The organism is Burkholderia seminalis DSM 23518, from assembly GCF_902832885.1.
GTDB lineage: Bacteria > Pseudomonadota > Gammaproteobacteria > Burkholderiales > Burkholderiaceae > Burkholderia > Burkholderia seminalis.
This window is the reverse complement of record NZ_CADFDK010000001.1, coordinates 196220-217912: the sequence shown is the minus strand read 5'-3', so window position 1 is coordinate 217912 and position 21693 is coordinate 196220. Positions and strand designations below refer to the sequence as shown.

At 68.8% G+C, this 21693-nt stretch carries 16 protein-coding genes; 8 read left to right on the top strand and 8 right to left on the bottom strand.

Annotation, left to right across the window (positions count from 1 at the left end; all coding sequences use genetic code 11):
* Positions 1–11 precede the first annotated feature (11 nt).
* Entirely contained in the window at positions 12–2009 is a 1998-nt protein-coding gene (locus HWX00_RS00980; RefSeq protein WP_175868084.1) for a pseudouridine synthase, read from the top strand.
* A 79-nt stretch (positions 2010–2088) separates the two neighbouring features.
* Here HWX00_RS00980 and def read toward each other — a convergent pair whose 3' ends face one another.
* The 5 genes from def to HWX00_RS00955 all read right to left on the bottom strand — a co-directional run bounded on the left by def (position 2089) and on the right by HWX00_RS00955 (position 10825).
* On the bottom strand, positions 2089–2622 hold the full coding sequence (gene def, locus HWX00_RS00975) for a peptide deformylase (protein ID WP_175027160.1): 534 nt from the start codon (positions 2620–2622) through the stop codon (positions 2089–2091).
* Positions 2619–4694: an NAD-dependent DNA ligase LigA gene (ligA, locus tag HWX00_RS00970; protein WP_034188852.1), complete on the bottom strand. Its 2076-nt coding sequence runs from the start codon at positions 4692–4694 to the stop codon at positions 2619–2621. Before ligA ends, def begins: the two co-directional genes overlap by 4 nt.
* Before the next feature lie 165 nt (positions 4695–4859).
* Positions 4860–6146: a cell division protein ZipA C-terminal FtsZ-binding domain-containing protein gene (locus tag HWX00_RS00965; protein ID WP_034188853.1), complete on the bottom strand. Its 1287-nt coding sequence runs from the start codon at positions 6144–6146 to the stop codon at positions 4860–4862.
* A gap of 85 nt (positions 6147–6231) precedes the next feature.
* Positions 6232–9744 (bottom strand): chromosome segregation protein SMC, encoded by a 3513-nt coding sequence (gene smc, locus HWX00_RS00960; protein ID WP_034188854.1) that lies wholly within the window; start codon positions 9742–9744, stop codon positions 6232–6234.
* A 139-nt stretch (positions 9745–9883) separates the two neighbouring features.
* Positions 9884–10825: a DMT family transporter gene (locus HWX00_RS00955; RefSeq protein ID WP_034188855.1), complete on the bottom strand. Its 942-nt coding sequence runs from the start codon at positions 10823–10825 to the stop codon at positions 9884–9886.
* A 166-nt stretch (positions 10826–10991) separates the two neighbouring features.
* Here HWX00_RS00955 and dapC point away from each other — a divergent pair, with 166 nt between their 5' ends.
* From dapC to cls, 6 genes are all read left to right on the top strand, one after another.
* Positions 10992–12224: a succinyldiaminopimelate transaminase gene (dapC, locus tag HWX00_RS00950; protein ID WP_175027159.1), complete on the top strand. Its 1233-nt coding sequence runs from the start codon at positions 10992–10994 to the stop codon at positions 12222–12224.
* 44 nt (positions 12225–12268) lie between these two features.
* Positions 12269–13096 carry a 2,3,4,5-tetrahydropyridine-2,6-dicarboxylate N-succinyltransferase gene (gene dapD, locus HWX00_RS00945; RefSeq protein ID WP_006759623.1) on the top strand — a complete coding sequence of 276 codons (828 nt, stop codon included), beginning with the start codon at positions 12269–12271 and terminating at the stop codon, positions 13094–13096.
* Positions 13096–13464: an ArsC family reductase gene (locus HWX00_RS00940; RefSeq protein ID WP_006478478.1), complete on the top strand. Its 369-nt coding sequence runs from the start codon at positions 13096–13098 to the stop codon at positions 13462–13464. The genes dapD and HWX00_RS00940 overlap by 1 nt, the downstream gene beginning before the upstream one ends.
* Before the next feature lie 90 nt (positions 13465–13554).
* Positions 13555–14694, top strand: coding sequence for a succinyl-diaminopimelate desuccinylase (gene dapE, locus HWX00_RS00935; protein ID WP_175027158.1), 1140 nt, complete (start codon positions 13555–13557; stop codon positions 14692–14694).
* An 11-nt stretch (positions 14695–14705) separates the two neighbouring features.
* Positions 14706–15614, top strand: coding sequence for a 50S ribosomal protein L3 N(5)-glutamine methyltransferase (prmB, locus tag HWX00_RS00930; protein ID WP_034188858.1), 909 nt, complete (start codon positions 14706–14708; stop codon positions 15612–15614).
* A gap of 108 nt (positions 15615–15722) precedes the next feature.
* Positions 15723–17162 (top strand): cardiolipin synthase, encoded by a 1440-nt coding sequence (gene cls / locus HWX00_RS00925; RefSeq protein ID WP_034188859.1) that lies wholly within the window; start codon positions 15723–15725, stop codon positions 17160–17162.
* 37 nt (positions 17163–17199) lie between these two features.
* Here the strand turns inward: cls and HWX00_RS00920 are convergent, their stop codons facing one another.
* Positions 17200–17679: a glutathione peroxidase gene (locus HWX00_RS00920; RefSeq protein ID WP_034188860.1), complete on the bottom strand. Its 480-nt coding sequence runs from the start codon at positions 17677–17679 to the stop codon at positions 17200–17202.
* 136 nt (positions 17680–17815) lie between these two features.
* On the opposite strand from HWX00_RS00920, the gene HWX00_RS00915 reads away from it, so the two are divergent.
* Positions 17816–19747, top strand: coding sequence for an ATP-binding cassette domain-containing protein (locus tag HWX00_RS00915; protein ID WP_034188861.1), 1932 nt, complete (start codon positions 17816–17818; stop codon positions 19745–19747).
* A gap of 146 nt (positions 19748–19893) precedes the next feature.
* Here the strand turns inward: HWX00_RS00915 and HWX00_RS00910 are convergent, their stop codons facing one another.
* Both HWX00_RS00910 and radA read right to left on the bottom strand, forming a co-directional pair.
* Positions 19894–20160, bottom strand: a complete 267-nt coding sequence (locus HWX00_RS00910) for a DUF2866 domain-containing protein (RefSeq protein ID WP_034188862.1) — start codon at positions 20158–20160, stop codon at positions 19894–19896.
* 147 nt (positions 20161–20307) lie between these two features.
* The gene (gene radA / locus HWX00_RS00905; RefSeq protein WP_049028281.1) at positions 20308–21684 is read right to left on the bottom strand and encodes a DNA repair protein RadA; all 1377 of its coding nucleotides are present in this window, start codon (positions 21682–21684) and stop codon (positions 20308–20310) included.
* Positions 21685–21693 lie beyond the last annotated feature (9 nt).

Sequence of the window (21693 nt, the reverse complement as noted above, 5' to 3'; positions counted from 1 at the left end):
TTCCAGCGTTTATGCGCACCAAACTAACCGTCAAGAATCCGAAGCCGGCGTCGCCGACCCGCGCCCCTGTCCGCTCCGGCAGCCTCGTCGCCCGCAAGGCGGTGCGTCCCGCCGCGCCACCCGCGGGGGACAAGCCGGCCCGTCCGAAGAAGGCCGCCCCGGCCGCCGCTGGCGAACGCTCGTTCAAGCCGCGCGGTGCCGCCGGCGCCGAGCGCCCGGGCACGGATCGCGCACCGGCCAAGCGTGCGCCGCGTGACGGCGGTGCCGAACGCGGCACCCGCGCGCCTTATCGCGACAACGCCGCCGGCGAAGGTGCAAAACGCAGCTTTGGCGACCGCCGCCCGTCGTCCGATCGTCCGCCGCGTCGTGACGACGATGCCCGCCCGCGCCGCGCGGGTGGCGACGACGACAAACGCCCGTCCTATCGCGACAAGGCTGTCGGCGAAGGTGCAAAGCGCAGCTTCGGCGACCGCCGCCCGTCGTCCGACCGTCCGCCGCGTCGTGACGACGATGCGCGCCCGCGCCGCGCAGGCGACGACGACGGCAAGCGCCCGTCCTATCGCGACAAGGCTGCCGGCGAAGGCGCAAAGCGCAGCTTCGGCGACCGCCGCCCGTCGTCCGATCGTCCGCCGCGTCGTGACGACGATGCCCGCCCGCGCCGCGCGGGTGGCGACGACGACAAACGCCCGTCCTATCGCGACAAGGCTGTCGGCGAAGGTGCAAAGCGCAGCTTCGGCGACCGCCGCCCGTCGTCCGACCGTCCGCCGCGTCGTGACGACGATGCGCGCCCGCGCCGCGCAGGCGACGACGACGGCAAGCGCCCGTCCTATCGCGACAAGGCTGCCGGCGAAGGCGCAAAGCGCAGCTTCGGCGACCGCCGCCCGTCGTCCGACCGTCCGCCGCGTCGTGACGACGATGCCCGCCCGCGCCGCGCAGGCGACGACGACGGCAAGCGTCCGTCCTATCGCGACAAGGCATCCGGCGAAGGCGCAAAACGCAGCTTCGGCGACCGCCGCCCGTCGTCCGACCGTCCGCCGCGTCGTGACGACGATGCCCGCCCGCGCCGCGCAGGCGACGACGACGGCAAGCGTCCGTCCTATCGCGACAAGGCATCCGGCGAAGGCGCAAAGCGCAGCTTCGGCGACCGTCCGGCCCGTCCCGCACGCGATGGCGAGCGCCGCTCGTTCGGCGCGGTCAAGACCGCGCAACCGGTCAAGCGTGCGTCGGCCGACGTCGACTACGGCGACGAAACGGGCCTGATGCGCCTGTCGAAGCGGATGTCCGAGCTCGGCATGTGCTCGCGCCGCGAAGCCGACGAATGGATCGAAAAAGGCTGGGTGCTCGTCGACGGCGAACGCATCGACACGCTCGGCACCAAGGTCCGCGCGGACCAGAAGATCGAGATCGACGAGCGCGCGAGCGCCGCGCAGGCCGCGCAGGTGACGATCCTGCTGCACAAGCCGGTCGGCTACGTCTCGGGTCAGGCCGAAGACGGCTACGAGCCGGCGGCCGTGCTGATCACGCGCGCGAACCGCTGGAGCGGCGACCATTCGCCGGTGCGCTTCTCGCCGCAACACCTGCACGCGCTCGCGCCGGCCGGCCGGCTCGACATCGACTCGACCGGCCTGCTCGTGCTGACGCAGAACGGCGTGATCGCGAAGCAGCTGATCGGCGAGCAGTCGGACATCGACAAGGAGTACCTGGTGCGCGTGCGCTTCGGCGAGCGGCTCATCGACATCGACCAGCACTTCCCGGCGGAATCGCTCGCGAAGCTGCGCCACGGCCTCGAACTCGACGGCGTCGCGCTGAAGCCCGCGATGGTCAGTTGGCAGAACGGCGAGCAACTGCGCTTCGTGCTGCGCGAAGGCAAGAAGCGCCAGATCCGCCGCATGTGCGAACTGGTCGGCCTCGACGTGATCGGCCTGAAGCGCGTGCGCATGGGCCGCGTGATGCTCGGCGCGCTGCCGCAAGGCCAATGGCGCTACCTGTCGGCCGACGAGACGTTCTGAGCGCGGGCACACCCGGTGCGCCATGCAATGAAAAAGCCCGCGCAAGCGGGCTTTTTTCTTGTCCGCCGGACGCGGACGATCAGTCGTCGTCGGTCGGGTCGAGCCCCGGGAACAGCACCTCGGTGAAGCCGAAGCGCGTGAAGTCGGTGATCCGCATCGGATACAGCTTGCCGATCAGGTGATCGTATTCATGCTGGACCACGCGCGCGTGGAACCCGTCGGCGACGCGGTCGATCTTCGCGCCGAACTGGTCGAAGCCGCTGTAGCGCACCTTCGCGTAGCGGCTGACGACGCCGCGCATGCCCGGCACCGACAGGCAGCCTTCCCAGCCCTCTTCCATGTCCGGCGGCATGTACTCGACCTTCGGGTTGATCAGCACGGTCTCCGGCACCGGCGGCGCGTCCGGGTAGCGGTTGTTGTTGCCGAAGCCGAAGATGATGATCTGCAGGCCGATGCCGATCTGCGGCGCGGCCAGCCCGGCGCCGTTCGCGTGATGCATCGTCTCGAACATGTCCGCGACGATTTCGTGCAGTTCGGGGGTATCGAACTGCTCGACCGGCTTGGCGATGTCGAGCAGGAGCGGATCGCCCATCTTCAGGATCTCGCGAATCATGGCGTATTGCCCTCCAGGAGTTGGTGCAGACCGTCTTCGTCCAGCACGGGGATGCCGAGTTCCTCGGCCTTCGCGAGCTTGCTGCCGGCTTCGGCGCCCGCGACCACGTAATCCGTCTTCTTCGATACCGAGCCCGCGACCTTCGCGCCCGCCGCCTCGAGCATCTCCTTCGCGGCATCGCGCGTGAGGTTCGGCAGCGTGCCCGTCAGCACGACCGTCTTGCCGGCCAGCACGCCCTGCGGCGCCTTCGGCGCGGGCGGCCCTTCCGGCCACGTGACCTTGCCCGGCGCGCGCAGCTGCTCGATCACCGTCCGGTTGTGCGCTTCCGCGAAGAACTGGTGGATCGACTCGGCGACGATCGGGCCGACGTCGTTGACTTCGAGCAGTTCCTCGATCGACGCGTCCATGATCGGCGTCAGCGAGCCGAAATGCTTCGCGAGATCCTTCGCGGTCGATTCGCCGACGTGGCGGATGCCGAGGCCGTAGATGAAGCGCGCCAGCGTCGTGTGCTTCGCCTTTTCGAGCGAGTCGAGCAGATTCTGCGCGGACTTCTCCGCGAAGCGGTCGAGCTCGGCCAGCGTCGCGAAACCGAGATTGAACAGGTCGGCCGGCGTGCGCACGAGATTCAGCTCGACGAGCTGGTCGATGATCTTCTCGCCGAGCCCGTCGATGTCGAGCGCGCGGCGCTGCGCGAAGTGCCACAGCGCCTGCTTGCGTTGCGCCGGGCAGAACAGGCCGCCCGTGCAGCGGGCGATCGCCTCGTCCGGCAGGCGCTCGATCTTCGAGCCGCACACCGGGCATTCGGTCGGCATCACGAATTCGGCCGCGTCGGCCGGACGCCGGTCGAGCAGCGCGCCGACCACCTCGGGAATCACGTCGCCCGCGCGGCGCACGATCACGGTGTCGCCGATCCGGATGTCCTTGCGGCGCACTTCGTCCTCGTTGTGCAGCGTCGCATTGGTCACGGTCGCGCCGCCGACGAACACGGGCTCGAGGCGCGCGACCGGCGTGATCGCGCCGGTGCGGCCGACCTGCACGTCGATCGCGACGAGCTTCGTCAGCGCTTCCTGTGCGGGAAACTTGTGCGCGAGCGCGAAGCGCGGCGCACGCGACACGAAGCCCAGGCGCTCCTGCTCGTCGCGCCGGTTGACCTTGTAGACGACGCCGTCGATGTCGTACGGCAGCGACTCGCGCTTCTCGCCGACCTTGCGGAAGAAATCGAGCAAGCCCTCAGCGCCGTGCACGACCGCGCGCTCGCGGTTCACGGGCAGGCCGAGCGACTCGTACCAGTCGAGCAGCGCGCTGTGCGTGTCGGGCATCGGCATCCCGTCGAGCACGCCGATCCCGTACGCGAAGAACGACAGCGGACGCTGCGCGGTGATCTTCGAATCGAGCTGGCGCAGGCTGCCGGCCGCCGCGTTGCGCGGGTTCGCGAATTCGCGCTGCTCGGCCGCGCGCTGGCGTTCGTTCAGGCGTGCGAAATCGCGCTTGAACATCAGCACCTCGCCGCGCACGTCGAGCACGGCCGGTACGTGCTTGCCCTTCAGTTTCAGCGGAATCGAGCGGATCGTGCGCACGTTCTCGGTCACGTCCTCGCCCGTCGTCCCGTCGCCGCGCGTCGAAGCCTGCACGAACACGCCCTGCTCGTAGCGCAGCGAGATCGCGAGACCGTCGAATTTCAGTTCGCACGCGTATTCGACGGGTTCCGTCACCGAGCCGGCGAGATCGGTCGGCTTGTCGAGCGCATCGGCGACACGCTTGTCGAATGCGACGATGTCCTCGTCGGCGAAGCCGTTGTTCAGCGACAGCATCGGCGCGTCGTGGACGACCGGCGTGAAGCCGCCGGCCGCCTCGCCGCCCACGCGCTGCGTCGGCGAATCGGGCGTCACGAGTTCGGGATGGTCGGTTTCGAGCTGCTGCAGTTCGAGGAACAGCCGGTCGTATTCGGCGTCGGGCAGATCCGGCTGGTCGAGCACGTAATAGGCGTGGTTCGCCCGCTCGAGTTGGTCGCGCAGCCACGCGGCACGCGCGTCGGGCTGGCTGGCTGGCGGTTCGGCTTGGGTTCGGGCCATGCTGGCGGCAGATTCGTTCTGAAAAATCGGATGCCCGATTATCTCAGTTTGACGCCGCGACGGGGCGTGCAATGCAAGCCCGACGAGCGTGTTGCGGCGCACACGGAAGGGTGCGCGCCGCAGCGGCGAACGGTGGCGCGCACGCCCGCCGTCCGCGCCGTTGTGTTACTGGCTGAAGAGGCGGCGCGTGACGGCCGAACCGGCCGGGATGCCGGCTTCCTCGAGCTTCGCGTACAACTTCATCAGCTGCTGCTCGATCGCGAGCAGCGTCGATTCCGGCAGCGGCCGGCGCGAATCGTCGACGACGCGCGCGCCGATCCGTTCGGACAGCGATTTCGCGTAGTCGCACATCAACCGGAACGGCAGGATGTCCTCTTCGGCAACCGGCACGTCGAGCACCAGCGTGATCATGTTGCCGCCCTTGTAGGTCAGGTCGTCGCGCAGGAAGTTCGTGTCACCGAACTGCAGCATGAACACCGGGTTCTGCTTCGCGTCGAGCTTCACGAACCGCGTGCCGTCACGCGACAGCAGCAGCCCGTCCTGCGACGCGACCGCCTGCACGTAGTTCGCCGACCACGGCGCGCCGTCCGACATCACGTTGATCGACAGCTGCGCGTCGCACTGCGCGGCGAACGCGTCGAGCTCGCGCGCCATCGCGACCGTTTCCATCATGTCCGGGAATTCCGGTGCGCCGTCGATCGTGTCGGCGAACTGCTGGACGCCCGTCACGAATTCCGAGAATTCGAGTTCGTTCAGCGCGCCGCTGCGGTTCGCGAGCTGCGCGGCCGCGCGCAGTTCCTCGTAGCGCACGCCGTTCTGCAGCAGCTCCCACTGGCCGCCTTCCGGCTTGCCTTCGATGTGCACGGGCTTGCTGCCCGCGCGGCGCAGCCGCTGCGCGGCCGGCAGGATCTTGTCGCCCGGCAGCGGCCCGGCGAGGCGGATCGGCACGATGCAATCGATCCGGCGATCGACGATCGCGGGCGGCGCCGACGAAATCGTCGTCGCGGCCGGGATCACGGGTTCGGTCGGCTCGGCCGGTTCGGCCGCCTCGCCGGTTGCCGCGTGCTCGGCGGCGTGTGCGGCCGCTTCACCGGCGGCCGGTTCGATCGCCTCGGACGGCGTATCGCCGCCGGTCGCCTCGGCCTGCAGATCGGCCGGCGTGTCGGCCGGTGCGACCCCGCCGAACGTCGGTTCGACGCGCGCGACATCCGCCGACGCAGCGGCGGCGGCCGCGACCGGGGCCGCGGGCTCGCGGCGCACCGGCTGACGCACCGGCTCGATGAACGGCAACTCTTCGTCGCGCTCGGGGCGGTTCATCGCCTCGGCCGCTTCCTCCGGCATCGGGCGCGGCATCCTGCGCCGTACTTTCGCGCCCTGCCACGCGTTGTAGACCACGACGCCGCCCACCACGACAGCACCCGCGCCGATCAAACCGAGTGTCAACTCGTCCATGCACGCTCCATCAGCAATTCTTTTTGTCGGGACCGCGAACGGGCGCGTCATGCGCCGCGCGAACGCGATCCGGTTTCGTCAAACGTCAATTCTGGGCAAAACCCGCGGCCGTTTCCATGTCCACCGCGACGATCCGCGACACGCCCTGCTCCTGCATCGTCACGCCGATCAGTTGCTGCGCCATTTCCATCGCGATCTTGTTGTGCGAGATGAACAGGAACTGCGTCTTGTCGGACATCGCGCGCACGAGATTCGCGAAACGCTCGGTGTTCGCGTCGTCGAGCGGCGCGTCGACCTCGTCGAGCAGACAGAACGGCGCCGGGTTCAGCTGGAACATCGCGAACACCAGCGCGGTCGCGGTCAGCGCCTTCTCGCCGCCCGACAGCAGGTGAATCGTCGCGTTCTTCTTGCCCGGCGGCTGCGCCATCACCTGCACGCCGGCATCGAGAATCTCGTCGCCGGTCATGATCAGCTTCGCCTGGCCGCCGCCGAACAGACGCGGGAACAGGTCGCTGAAATGGCGGTTGACCTCGTCGAAGGTGCCCTGCAGCAGCGTGCGGGTTTCCTGGTCGATCTTGTGGATCGCATCCTCGAGCGTCGTGATCGCGTCGATCAGGTCGGCCGACTGCGCGTCGAGGAACACCTTGCGCTCGCTCGCGGCCTTCAGCTCGTCGAGCGCGGCCATGTTCACCGGGCCGAGCGCGTTGATCGCGTTGTTCAGGCGCGTGACTTCGCCCTGCAGGTACGACGGCTTCAGGTCCGGCGTCAGCTTCGCGGACAGCGCGGCCTCGTCGACCTCGGCCGTCGCGAGCTGCTCGGCGAACTGCTCGACGGACAGGCGCGCGGCCTGCTCCTTCAGCTGCAACTCGGTGATGCGGTCGCGCAGCGGCTGCAGCGAGCGCTCGGCCACGAGGCGTTGCTCGTCCGACGCGCGCAGCTTCGCGGTCAGGTCGTCGAGCTCGATCCGTGCGGCCTGCAGCGCCTCTTCCTTCACCGCGCGAATCTCGAGCGCGTCCTGCAGACCCGTGTGCGCGGTCTGCTCGTTGATCGTCTCGAGTTCGGCGCGCGCGTCTTCGAGCGACCCGGCGACGCGCTCGCTCTGCTCGTGCGCGACCTGGATGCTGCGCTTGAGCTCGTCGATCCGCGTCACCGCGTTGCGCGCGGCGAAGCGCGCGTCGTTCGCGCCGCGCTCGAGGTCGCGCGCTTCCTGGCGCGCCTGCGTCAGCGATTCGTCGAGCGATTCGAATGCGAGCTGGTTGTCTTCGAAGCGCGCCTGCAACTCCGCGAGCTCGCCGTCGAAGCGCTCGAAATTCGCTTCCGATTCCGCGCGCAGCGCGCGCTGCTCCTCGATCTGCGCGCCGATTTCCTCGAGTTCCTCGCGGATCTGCGTGCTGCGCTGCGTGTAACGTTCGTGCGCCTGCGCCAGCTTCAGCACATCCATCTGCAGCGCGTGCACGCGCTGGGTCGCACGTTCGGCCTGCGCGCGCACGTCGCCGAGCGCCTGCGTGGCCTGCGTGTGCGCGGCTTCCGCACGCACAGCGGCCGTGCGCGCCTCGTCGGCGAGCAATGCCTGCGCGCGCACCTGGCGCGTCAGATTTTCGATTTCCTGCTGGCGGGCCAGCATCCCGGCCTGCTCCGAATCGGCGGCGTACAGCTGCACGCCGACGCGCGTGACGATATGGCCGGCCTTCACGACGAACGCGCCGCCTGCCGGCAGCTGCGCACGCGCGGCAAGCGCCTGCGCGACGTCGTCGGCAACGTACACGCTGCCGAGCCAGTCGTTGAGCACCGCGCGGATGCCCGCGTCGTCGATGCGCACGAGCGACAGCACCGGACGCAGCCCGGCCACCGCGGCGGGCGGCTCACCGGCCGCGGGCGGCGCGTAGAACGCGAGCTTCGCCGGCGGCGCATCGGTCGCGAACGCCTTCACCCAGTCGAGATTCGACACTTCGAGCGCCGCGAGGCGCTCGCGCAGCACGGCCTCGAGCGCCGCTTCCCAGCCGGCCTCGACGTGCAGCTTCTTCCACAGACGCGGCAACGCGCCCAGCTCGTGCTTGTCGAGCCACGGCTGCACCTTGCCTTCGGTCTGCACGTTTTCCTGCAGCTGCTTCAGCGCGGCGAGGCGCGCCTCGAGCTGGTGGATCTGCGCGGCTTCGGCCTGCACGCGCTCCTGCGCGGCGCGGCGCTCGCCGTCGAGGCGCGGCACGGTTTCCTGCGCGTCGGCCAGGCGCGCCTGCGCTTCGGCAAGGATCTCTTCCTGCTCGGCCAGCTGCATGCGCAGCTCCTCGAGCTGCGCCTCGTCCGGCGCGTCGAGCCCGCCCGCTTCGCTCTTCAGGCGCTCGTGGCGCTGCTGAAGCTGCTGCAGCTGCTGGTCGGCGTTGCGCTGGTGCGCGGCCTCGAGCTTCAGCGACTGCTCGGTCTGCGCGATCCGCGCGCGCTCGTCGTTGAGCTGCGCCTGCGCGTCGCGCCACTTCGCTTCGAGCGCCGGCAGCGCATCGTGCTTCGCGGCCGCGTTGTCTTCGGCGAGCGCGGCCTTTTCGTCGGCCATCGCGCGGGCCTCCTCGGCCTCCTCCAGCTCGTCCTGCGACTTCTCGGCCTGCGCGCGCCATTGCTCGCGCTGCGCGTTCAGCGCGGCGATCTGCGCCTGCACGCGATTGCGCGATTCGACGATGAACTTGATCTCGGCTTCGAGGCGGCTGACCTCGGCGTTGGCCTCGTAGAGCGCGCCCTGCGCGCCCTGCATCGCGTCGCTTGCCGAGTAGTGCGCGACGCGCAGCGTCTCGAGCTGCGCCTCGACTTCGCGCAGCTTCGCCGTCTGCGCCTCGAGGTCGATCTGCGCCTGCTCGATCGCGCGCTGCTGCTTCTGCTGCTCGCCGGCGGCCTCGTTCTTGCGCAGCAGCCACAGCAGGCGCTGCTTCTCCTCGCCGTCGGCGACGAGTTCCTTGTACCGGGTCGCGACGACGGCCTGCGCCTCGAGCTTCTCGAGGTTCGCGCCGAGCTCGCGGACGATGTCCTCGACGCGCGTCAGGTTCTCGCGCGTGTCGTGCAGGCGGTTCTCGGTTTCGCGGCGGCGCTCCTTGTACTTCGACACGCCGGCGGCTTCCTCGAGGAACACGCGCAGCTCTTCCGGCTTCGCCTCGATGATCCGCGCGATCATGCCCTGCCCGATGATCGCGTAGGCGCGCGGCCCGAGGCCCGTGCCGAGGAAGATGTCCTGGATGTCGCGGCGGCGCGCCGGCAGGTTGTTGATGTAGTAGCTCGACGTGCCGTCGCGCGTGAGCACGCGCTTCACGGCGATCTCGCCGTACTGGCCCCACTGCCCGGCCGCGCGGCCGTCGGAGTTGTCGAAGATCAGCTCGACGCTGGCCCGGCTGCCGGGCTTGCGTGCGGTCGAGCCGTTGAAGATCACGTCCTGCATCGACTCGCCGCGCAGCTCGGAGGCGCGCGACTCGCCGAGCACCCAGCGCACGGCATCGATGATGTTGGACTTGCCGCACCCGTTCGGGCCCACCACGCCGACAAGCTGGCCCGGAACCTGGAAATGCGTGGGATCGACGAAGGATTTGAAGCCAGCGAGTTTGATCGAGCTCAGACGCACGGCGGTATCGGATGTGAAGAAGGTGTGAAACGGACGAGGCCGCACTGCGCGGGGCCGGAGGGCCCCTGCGCGCGACGCGCCCCGGAATTCAAAAACGGGGCCGCGCGCATCCAGCGTTGGGCCCCGCAAACGGCTTCCATCATACCATCGCGCGTGCGCCGTCCCGACCGTCGCCGGGTTTGCCCGATGCGGGCGCGGCACGATGGACCCGGCTCGACAGCAGCGTGGCCAGCACGATGCACGCGCCGCCCGCCCATTCGCGCGCGGTCGGCAGCTCGCTGGCGAACACCCACGCCGACAGCGCGGTGATCACGATCTCGAACAGCATGATGATCGACGCGCGGTTCGCCGGCACGCGGGCGAGGCCGTATTGCACGAGCAGGTTGTTCGACGCCATCGTCACGCCGATCGCGGCGATGATCAGCGCGGCCACGCCGAGCTGGCCGCCTGCCGGCGCGGCCGGCAGCCCTTCGAACAGCGACGCGATCGCGCCGAACACGGCCGCGCCGCCGAACAGCGTCGCGGTGCGCATTTCCGCGCGCATCTCCGGCAGTTCGCGGCTTGCCTTGATCACGAGCACGTTGCTCATCGCAAAGCTCAGCCCGGCCGCGAGGCCGGCCCATTCGGCCGGGTTGGCCGGCAGCGGCAGGCCGAGCTTCGGCGACCACAGCATCAGCATCGCCCCGCCGATCGACAGCGCCGCGAGCCCCGCGCCGGCCCAGGTCAGCCGCTCGCGCAACAGGAAGTGCGCGTAGACCGCGGTCCAGGCCGGGGTCAGGTAGAACAGCAGCATCACGCGCAGCACCTCGCCGTGGATCGTGCCCCACACGAAGCCGAGGTTCGTCACGCCGGCCGTCAACGCAATGCCCGGCAGCACCCAGTGCCAGCGCAGCGTCGCGATCGTGCGGCGCCGCGCGACGACCACGAACAGGAAGGCGACGAGGCTCGTCAGCGCGCTGGCCAGCGTACCCGTCACGCCGAGCGACGCGAGGATCCGCAACGGATACCAGATCAGGCCCCATACCGATGCGCCGATCAGGATGGCCAGCGTCGGCAGGCTGCCGCGTACCGCGTTATTCATTTGGTTCAATACCCTTCATTCCCTTTATTCGGCGGGCCTGGCCGCCGTTCCGGCCGGCCGTGACCGCATTCCGTCACGCTATAATCGTCCGTTGCGACCCGCGCCGTCGGCGCCCGTTCGCAGCCGTGCGGCACGCCCGCCGCTTCTTTCGCTCCAACCGGCCGCGATGGCCGCTTCGCCCGTGAACCCTCGACTCGACTCGCTCCAGCCCTATCCCTTCGAAAAGCTGCGCGCCCTGTTCAAGGACGTGACGCCTTCCGGCGACCTCAAACCGATCAGCTTCGGCATCGGCGAGCCCAAGCACGCGACGCCGGCGTTGATCCGCGACGCCGTGGTGGCCGCCCTCGACGGCCTCGCGTCGTACCCGGCCACGGCCGGCTCGGACGCGCTGCGCACGTCGATCGCGCACTGGCTCGAGCGCCGCTACGGGCTGCCGGCGATCGATCCGGCCACGCAGGTGCTGCCCGTGTCGGGGTCGCGCGAGGCGCTGTTCTCGCTCGCGCAGACGGTGATCGACACCCGCCCGACCGCGCACGGCGAGAAGGCGATCGTACTCTGTCCGAATCCGTTCTATCAAATTTACGAAGGCGCGGCGCTGCTGGCCGGTGCCGAACCCTATTTCGCGAACAGCGACCCGGCCCGCAACTTCGCGTGCGACTACGCGGCCGTGCCGGATGACGTCTGGGCGCGCACGCAGCTGCTGTACGTGTGCTCGCCGGGCAACCCGACGGGCGCCGTGCTGACGCTCGACGACTGGCGCGAACTGTTCGCGCTGTCCGACCGCCACGGTTTCGTGATCGCCTCCGACGAGTGCTACTCGGAAATCTATTTCGACGAAGCCGCACCGCCGCTCGGCGGCCTCGAGGCCGCGCACCGCCTCGGCCGCGGCTTCGAGCGGCTCGTGATGCTGTCGAGCCTGTCGAAGCGCTCGAACGTGCCGGGCATGCGCTCGGGCTTCGTCGCCGGCGACGCGGCGCTGCTGAAGCAATTCCTGCTGTACCGCACGTACCACGGCGCGGCGCTGTCGCCGGTCTGGCAGCACGCGAGCATCGCCGCGTGGAACGACGAGGCGCACGTGCGCGAGAACCGCGCGCTGTACCTGCAGAAGTTCAATACGGTCACCCCGATGCTCGCCGACGTGATCGACGTGAAACTGCCCGACGCCGCGTTCTACCTGTGGGCCAACGTGTCGCGCACCGGCCTGTCGGACACCGAGTTCGCCCGCCGCCTGTACGCCGACTATAATGTGACGGTTCTGCCCGGCTCGTACCTGGCGCGCGATGCGCACGGCACGAATCCGGGCCGCGATTTCATCCGGATCGCGCTCGTCGCGGGCACCCCCGAATGCGTCGAGGGCGCGCAACGCATCGTCGATTTCTGCCGGGCTCTCGCGCGGTAATCGTCCATCCCGATCAATTCCATCCATCTCCTGCGAAAACGAACATGTCGCAACAACTTCAGCAAATCATCGATACCGCCTGGGAAAACCGCGCCGAGCTGTCGCCCAAGGCCGCGCCCGCCGACGTCCGCGAAGCCGTCGCTCACGCGATCGAGCAACTCGACCGCGGCGCCCTGCGCGTCGCCGAGAAGATCGACGGCAACTGGACCGTGCACCAGTGGCTGAAGAAGGCCGTGCTGCTGTCGTTCCGCCTGGAAGACAACGCGCCGATGCCGGCCGGCGGCTACTCGCAGTTCTACGACAAGGTGCCGTCGAAGTTCGCGAACTACACGGCCGAAGATTTCGCCGCGGGCGGCTTCCGCGTCGTGCCGCCGGCGATCGCACGCCGCGGCTCGTTCATCGCGAAGAACGTCGTGCTGATGCCGTCGTACACCAACATCGGCGCGTACGTCGACGAAGGCACGATGGTCGATACGTGGGCAACGGTCGGTTCGTGCGCGCAGATCGGCAAGAACGTGCACCTGTCGGGCGGCGTCGGCATCGGCGGCGTGCTCGAGCCGCTGCAGGCGAACCCGGTCATCATCGAAGACAACTGCTTCATCGGCGCACGCTCGGAAGTCGTCGAAGGCGTGATCGTCGAGGAAAACTCGGTGATCTCGATGGGCGTGTACCTCGGCCAGAGCACGAAGATCTACGATCGCGAGACGGGCGAGGTCAGCTACGGCCGCATCCCGGCCGGCTCGGTCGTCGTCGCCGGCAACCTGCCGTCGAAGGACGGTTCGCACAGCCTGTACTGCGCGGTGATCGTCAAGAAGGTCGACGCGAAGACGCGCGCGAAGGTCGGCCTGAACGAGCTGCTGCGAGGCGACTGATGGCCAAGCCGCACACCGTGGTCGTCTACGGCATTCCGAACTGCGACACCGTGAAGAAGGCCCGCGTGTGGCTCGACGATCACGGCGTCGAGTTCGAGTTTCACGACTTCAAGAAGCTCGGCGTCAGCGCGCCGCTGATCGAGGACTGGCTGAAGGACGTGTCGCTCGACGCGCTCGTGAACAAGCGCGGCACCACGTGGCGCGGCCTGGACGACGCCATGAAGGCGGCCGCCGAAACGAAGACCGGCGCGGTCGCGCTGATGATCCACAAGCCATCGGTGATCAAGCGCCCCGTGCTCGTCGTCAACGGCCGCGTGAAGTCGCTCGGCTTCGTGGCCGATCAATACGCGGCGCTGTTCGCCGCCTAGGGCGGCCCGCGCTGCGCCCGTCGGCGCAGCCCGACGTCCCGTCGCTGCCGGCCACCGCGCCGGCATTTTTTATCGAAAGTGGTCCGAACCATGTCCGCCACCCTAGCCCTTACCGAACAGCTGATCGCCCGCGCGTCCGTGACGCCCGACGACCAGCACTGCCAGCAGATCATGACCGAGCGCCTCGCCGCGCTCGGCTTCGAATGCGAGACCATCGCGTCGCACGGCGTGACCAACCTGTGGGCCGTCAAGCGCGGCGCCGACGGCCGCGCCGGCAAGCTGCTCGCGTTCGCGGGCCACACCGACGTCGTGCCGACCGGCCCGCTCGAGCAATGGACCTCGCCGCCGTTCATTCCCGCCCATCGCGACGGCAAGCTGTACGGCCGCGGCGCGGCCGACATGAAGACGTCGCTCGCGGCGTTCGTCGTCGCGTCCGAGGAATTCGTCGCGGCCCACCCCGGCCACCGCGGCGCGATCGCGTTCCTGATCACGAGCGACGAGGAAGGCCCGGCCACCGACGGCACCGTGAAGGTCGTCGAATTGCTGCAGGAGCGCGGCGAACGCCTCGACTACTGCATCGTCGGCGAGCCGACGTCGACGACCGAGCTCGGCGATGTCGTCAAGAACGGCCGCCGCGGGTCGATGTCGGGCGAACTGGTCGTCAAGGGCGTGCAGGGCCACATCGCGTACCCGCATCTCGCGAAGAACCCGATCCACCTGCTCGCGCCGGCGCTCGCCGAGCTCGCCACCGAGCAGTGGGACAAAGGCAACGAATATTTCCCGCCGACCACCTGGCAGGTGTCGAACCTGCACGCCGGCACCGGCGCGACCAACGTGATCCCCGGCCACGCCGACCTGATGTTCAACTTCCGCTTCTCGACCGCCAGCACGGTCGAGGGCCTGCAGGCACGCGTGCACGCGATTCTCGACAAGCACGGCCTCGAATACACGCTGAAGTGGTCGGTCAGCGGCCTGCCGTTCCTCACGCCGCGCGGCGAACTGTCGGGCGCGCTGGAGAACGCGATCCGCACCGAGACCGGCATCACGACCGAGCTGTCGACGACGGGCGGCACGTCGGACGGCCGCTTCATCGCACGCATCTGCCCGCAAGTGATCGAATTCGGCCCGCCGAACGGCAGCATCCACAAGATCGACGAGCACATCGAGGTGCGCTTCGTCGATCCGCTGAAGAACGTGTACCGCCGCGTGCTCGAACAACTGATCGCCTGATGGAGCCTCGCATGACGACACCTTTTGCCACCGTTCGCGACCTGCTGCGCTACGCGGTCACGCGTTTCTCGAAGGCGAAGCTCGCGTTCGGCCACGGCTCGGACAATGCGTACGACGAAGCGGCCTACCTCGTGCTGCGCACGCTCGACCTGCCGCTCGACACACTCGAACCGTTCCTCGACGCGCGCCTGCTGCCCGACGAGATCGCGGCCGTGCTCGCGGTGATCGAGCGGCGCGCGGCCGACCGCGTGCCGGCCGCGTACCTCACGCATGAAGCGTGGATGCACGGCCACCGCTTCTACGTCGACGAACGCGTGATCGTGCCGCGCTCGTTCATCGGCGAGCTGCTCGACGACGGCCTGCAGCCGTATGTCGCCGACCCCGAGCAGGTCGGCGCGGTGCTCGAACTGTGCACGGGCTCGGGCTGCCTCGCGATCCTCGCCGCGAGCGCGTTCCCGAATGCCGAGATCGACGCGGTCGACCTGTCGGACAAGGCGCTCGAAGTCGCCGAGATCAACGTGCGCGACTACGGCCTCGAGGACCGCATCGGGTTGTACCGCGGCGACCTCTACGCACCGCTGCCCGCCTTCCGCACCGACCCGGGCTCGCGCTACGACGTGATCCTGACGAACCCGCCGTACGTGAATGCGGCGTCGATGGCCGCGCTGCCGCCCGAATACCGGCACGAACCGGAGATGGCGCTCGCGGGCGGCGACGACGGCATGGACATCGTGCGGCGCATCGTCGCCGAAGCGCACCGCTGGCTGCACGACGACGGCGTGCTCGTCGTCGAGATCGGCAACGAGCGCGAGCACGTCGAAGCCGCGTTCGGCGGCCTCGAACTCACGTGGCTGCCCACCAGCGCGGGCGACGACGCCGTCTTCCTGATCCAGGCGTCGGACCTGCCGCGCAAGGCCTGAGCCTTTCCGGCCCGCCCGCCGTGCGGCGCACCATTGCGCCGCACGGTTGGGTAAGATGCGCGTAGGCGGCCGCCCGGCCGCCCGACTTCAGGAGTCCGTCACGCGCCCATGACCCTCGACTGGCTACATCTCGGCACCCTGATCCTGACCGTCCATGTGCTCGGGATCGTCGCGGCGTGCCACGCGATCATGAACACGCGCACATCGCAAGGCGCGATCGCGTGGGCCGTCTCGCTTGCGGCCATGCCGTACCTGACGCTCGTTCCGTACCTGTTCCTCGGCCGCAGCAAGTTCTCCGGCTACGTCGACGCGCGACGCCACGAGCTGGAAATGTTGCGCATGCACACACCGCGCTCGCCGTGGCTCAGCACCGACGCGACCGACGGTCCGGCCGCCGACGCGCTCGGCCAGTCCGCCGTGCTCGCGCTGACGCGGCTCGGCGGCATGCCGTTCCTCGGCGGCAACTCGGTGCGCACGCTCGTGAACGGCGACGCGACGTTCTCGGCAATCCTGTCGGCGATCGACGCCGCGCGCGACTACGTGGTCGTCCAGTTCTTCATCGTGCGCGACGATGCGCTCGGCCAGACGCTGCGCGACTCGCTGCTCGCGCGCGCGGCCGCCGGCGTGCGCTGCTGCCTGCTGTACGACAGCATCGGCAGCTTCGACCTGCCGCACAGCTACGTCGACACCTTGCGCCGCGGCGGTGTCGAGGTCCATCCGTTCGCGACCAACCGGAAGTTCGTCAACCGCTTCCAGCTGAACTTCCGCAACCATCGCAAGATCGTCGTGGTCGACGGCAATCGCGCGTTCGTCGGCGGCCACAACGTCGGCGTCGAGTATCTCGGCGCGAAACCGCGCCTGTCGCCGTGGCGCGACACGCACATCGAGATCCGCGGCCCGGTGGTCGCGAGCATCCAGTACGTGTTCGCCGAAGACTGGCACTGGGCGACGCAGAAGCTGCCGCCGATCGCGCTGCCGCCGCCGGCCGAGCCCGGCGACGGCATGCATTGCCTCGCGGTGCCGATGGGGCCGGCCGACAAGCAGGAAACCGGCTCGCTGTTCTTCGTCGAGGCGATCAATGCCGCACGCGAGCGGGTCTGGATCACCACACCGTATCTCGTCCCCGACGAGGCGGTGATCTCCGCGCTGAAGCTCGCGGTGATGCGCGGCGTCGACGTGCGCATCCTGATCCCGAGCCGGCGCGATCACTACGTGGTGTTCGAGGCGTCGAAGCTGTACGCGCGCGACCTCGTCGATGCGGGCGTGAAGGTATTCCGCTACCGGCCCGGCTTCCTGCACCAGAAGGTCGTGCTGATCGACCGCATCGCCGCGGCGATCGGCAGCGCCAATCTCGACAACCGCTCGTTCCGGCTCAATTTCGAGATCATGGTGCTGACCGTCGACCGCGCGTTCGCCGGCGAGGTCGAGACGATGCTCGAGGCCGACTTCGCGCAGGCGTACGAGGTCGACGCCAACGAATACCGCCAGTCGCCCGCGTGGCGGCGCATCGCGATGCACGTCGCGCGGCTGTTCGCGCCGATCCTGTAGCGGCCCGGACAACATCGGAGCCGCCCGGCCGCCGCCCTCACAGCAGCTTGTCGATGTCGGCGGCGATTTCCTCGGGCTTCGTCGACGGCGCGTAGCGCTTGACGATGCGCCCGTCGCGATCGACCAGGAACTTCGTGAAATTCCACTTGATCGCCTTGAGGCCGAGAATGCCCGGCGCCTCGTCGGTCAGGTAGCGGTACAGCGGATGCGCGTGATCGCCCTTCACGTCGATCTTCGCGAACATCGGGAACGTGACGCCGTAGTTGCGCTCGCAGAACGCGCCGATCTGCGCGGCGTCGCCCGGCTCCTGCTTGCCGAACTGGTTGCACGGGAAACCGAGCACGAAAAAGCCGCGCGCCGCGTACTGGTCGTACAGCTTCTGCAGGCCCGCGTACTGCGGCGTGAAACCGCACTCGCTCGCGGTGTTGACGATCAGCAGCACCTTGCCGCGATACGCGTCGAGCGGGGCCGGCGCGCCGGCGAGCGTCTCTGCGCTGAACGAATACAGGGTGGACATCGGGCACTCCTTTTACGAAACCGGATCGACGTGGAGTCTAGGCGAAATTGCGCGGTTGCGGCATTCGCCGAGCGGCCGATGCCCGGCGAGCGCGGCGCGCAGTCTAGAATAGCGGTTTTGGCCAGTCATTTCCGCCGTGATCCGTTTCAATCAGTTCAGTCTTGCGCGCGGCACCAAGCCGCTGTTCGAGTCGACCTCGTTCGTGCTCAATCCCGGCGAGAAAGCCGGCCTGATCGGCGCGAACGGCGCCGGCAAGTCGACGCTGTTCGCGGTCCTGCGCGGCGAGCTGCACTCGGACGGCGGCGATTTCTCGATGCCGCCGTCGTGGCGAATCGCCCATGTGTCGCAGGAAACGCCCGCCGTCGACCGCTCGGCGCTCGACTACACGCTCGACGGCGACGCCGCATTGCGCGAGATCGAAGCGCGCATCGCCGCTGCCTCCGCCGCGCATGACGGGGCGGCGGAAGCCGACGCGCACGCGGCGTTCGCCGACGCCGACGGCTACACCGCGCCGGCCCGCGCCGAAGCGCTGCTGCTCGGCCTCGGCTTCACGCTCGCGCAGACGCGCGAATCCGTCGCGAGCTTCTCCGGCGGCTGGCGCATGCGCCTGAACCTCGCGCAGGCGCTGATGTGCCGTTCCGATCTCCTGCTGCTCGACGAACCGACGAACCACCTCGACCTCGACGCGATCGTCTGGCTCGAAGACTGGCTGCACCGCTACCCCGGCACGCTCGTCGTGATTTCGCACGACCGCGAGTTCCTCGATTCGATCTGCAACGTCACGCTGCATCTGGAAAACCGCCAGGTGAAGCGCTACGGCGGCAACTACTCGCAGTTCGAAGTGCTGCGCGCGCAACAACTGGCGCTGCAGCAAAGCGCATACGAAAAGCAGCAGAAGACGATCGAACACCTGCAGAGCTTCGTCGACCGCTTCAAGGCCAAGGCGACCAAGGCCAAGCAGGCGCAGAGCCGGATGAAGGCGCTCGAGAAGATGGAGCTGATCGCGCCCGCGCACATCGCGTCGCCGTTCACGTTCGAATTCCGCACGCCCGACGCCGCGCCGAACCCGATGATGGTGATGGAAGACGTCCGCTGCGGCTACCATGCCGACGACGGCGCGGACATCCCGATCGTCGAGCGCGTCGCGCTGTCGATCCAGAACGGGCAGCGCATCGGCCTGCTCGGCGCGAACGGCCAGGGCAAGTCGACGCTGATCAAGACGCTGGCCGGCACGCTCGCGCCGCTGTCGGGGCACGTCCGCGACGGCAAGGGCCTGACGATCGGCTATTTCGCGCAGCACCAGCTCGAAACGCTGCGCGAGGACGATTCGCCGCTCGCCCATCTGGCGCGGCTCGCGCCCGACACGCGCGAGCAGGAACTGCGGGACTTCCTCGGCGGCTTCAATTTCTCGGGCGACATGGCGACGAGCCCGGTCGGCCCGTTCTCCGGCGGCGAAAAGGCGCGCCTCGCGCTGGCGCTGATCATCTGGCAGAAGCCGAACCTGTTGCTGCTCGACGAACCGACGAACCACCTCGACCTCGAAACGCGCCACGCGCTGACGATGGCGCTCGCGCAGTTCGAAGGCACGCTGATCCTCGTGTCGCACGACCGCCACCTGCTGCGCGCGACGACCGACCAGTTCATGCTGGTCGCGAAGCACCGGCTGCAACCGTTCGACGGCGACCTCGACGACTACCGCGACTGGCTGCTGCAGCACGCGGCCGAGCAACGCGCGGCCGCGAAGGCCGATAGCGCGGCTTCGCCGGGCGCCGGTGCCGCGGCCACCCGCAAGGACCAGAAGCGGCAGGCCGCCGAGGAACGGCAACGCCTGTCGGTGCTGAAAAAGCCGCTGCAGACGCGCATCACGAAGCTCGAAAAGGAAATGGAGACGCTGCACGCGGAGAAGGCGCGGCTCGACGCGTTCGTCGCCGATCCGGCCAGCTACGAGGCCGAGCGCAAGACGGCGCTGACCGACGCGATCCGCAAGCTCGGCGACGTCAACACGCGTCTCGAAACGGTCGAGGCCGACTGGCTCGCCGCACAGGAAGAACTCGAGCAGATCGGCTGATACACGCGCGCGGTGCGCCGGCTGCCCCGGGGGCGATTCGACACGTCGCCGGGCACGCTCCGACCCCGGATACGACAAGGCCGGACGCACCGGCCCGGCCTTGCAGACTGGATTGCCGCAGCCCGGCGGTTCGCCGCGCCGCCGGCTCAGCGCCGCGGCAACGTATCGCGCGGCATCTGCTCGTCGTCACTCATCAGGTATCGGCGCCCTTCGGTCGGCCGCCGGATCGCGGCAGCGACTTCCGCTTCCGTCACGTCCTCGGACACGACCTTGCGCGCGAGGCGCCCTTCGTCGTCGATCCATTCGACGATCCGGCATCCGCCGCCCCACGGCTGGCGAATCGGCTCCGACACGCGGCAGCCGCGCAGGTTGTAAAGGCGTCCGCCCGGCGCTTCACCATACGATTTCAACATAGGTTCCCTTCGCATTGCGCGGTTCGACAACCCGGCAAAGGATAGGGAAAAGCGATGTCCGGCGGGTTACAGGAGCCTACATATTCTTTACAACGAATTACGCGCCAGATCGCCGGGCATGCCAGGCCCGCATGCCTGCCCGGCCGGTCACTCGAGATCGCGCACGCGGTCGATCGCCTGCTCGAGGCGATCGACGGCCATCACGTTCAGCCCGTCGATCGGCTGCTTCGGCGCATTCGCCTTCGGGATCAGCGCGGACGTGAAACCGAGCTTCGCGGCCTCGCGCAGCCGCTCCTGCCCGCGCGGCGACGGACGGATCTCGCCCGCCAGCCCCACTTCGCCGAACACGATCAGCCCCTTCGGCAGCGCCTTGTTGCGCATCGACGAATGGATCGCGAGCAGCACCGCGAGGTCGGCCGCCGGCTCGGTGATCTTCACGCCGCCCACCGCATTGAGGAACACGTCCTGGTCGAAGCACGCGATGCCCGCATGCCGGTGCAGCACCGCGAGCAGCATCGCGAGCCGGTTCTGCTCGAGGCCGACCGCGAGCCGTCGCGGGTTCGGCACGTGCGCGGTATCGACGAGCGCCTGGACTTCGACGAGCAGCGGCCGCGTGCCTTCCTGCGTGACGAGCACGCACGAGCCGGGCACGACCTGCTCGTGCTGCGACAGGAACAGCGCGGACGGATTCGCGACGCCGCGCAGCCCGCGCTCGGTCATCGCGAACACGCCGAGTTCGTTGACCGCGCCGAAGCGGTTCTTGAACGCGCGCACGAGCCGGAACGACGAGTGCGTGTCGCCTTCGAAGTACAGCACGGTGTCGACGATGTGTTCGAGCACGCGCGGGCCGGCCAGGTTGCCTTCCTTCGTCACGTGACCGACCATGATGATCGCGGTGCCCGACTGTTTCGCGATGCGCGTGAGCTGCGCCGCGCACTCGCGCACCTGCGCGACCGAGCCCGGCGCCGACGTGAGCGCTTCCGAATAGACGGTCTGGATCGAGTCGATCACGGCCACGTCCGGCCGTTCCGTATCGATCGCGGCCTGGATCTTCTCGAGCTGGATCTCGGCGAGCAGCTTCAGCTCGTCGGCCGGCGCGCCGCCGTCGAGCAGCGCAAGCCGTTGCGCGCGCAGCGCGATTTGCGCGGCCGACTCCTCGCCGCTGATATAAAGCGCGCGCCGCTCGCTCGCGATATCCGCGAGCGACTGCAGCAGCAGCGTCGACTTGCCGATGCCGGGATCGCCGCCGATCAGGACGACACCGCCCGGGACCAGCCCGCCGCCAAGTACACGGTCGAATTCGCCGATGCCGGTCGAGAAGCGCGGCACGTCGGCCGCTTCGATATCGACGAGACGCTGCACGGGCGCCCGCTTCGCGAGCGACTGGAAACGATGGGCAGCCGGCGATTCGGCGACCGATTCGACGAGCGTGTTCCAGGCCTGGCACGACGGGCACTGGCCCTGCCACTTCGGGGTCTGTCCGCCGCACTCGCTGCAGACATAAACGGTTTTCTGTTTGGCCACGCGCGACGC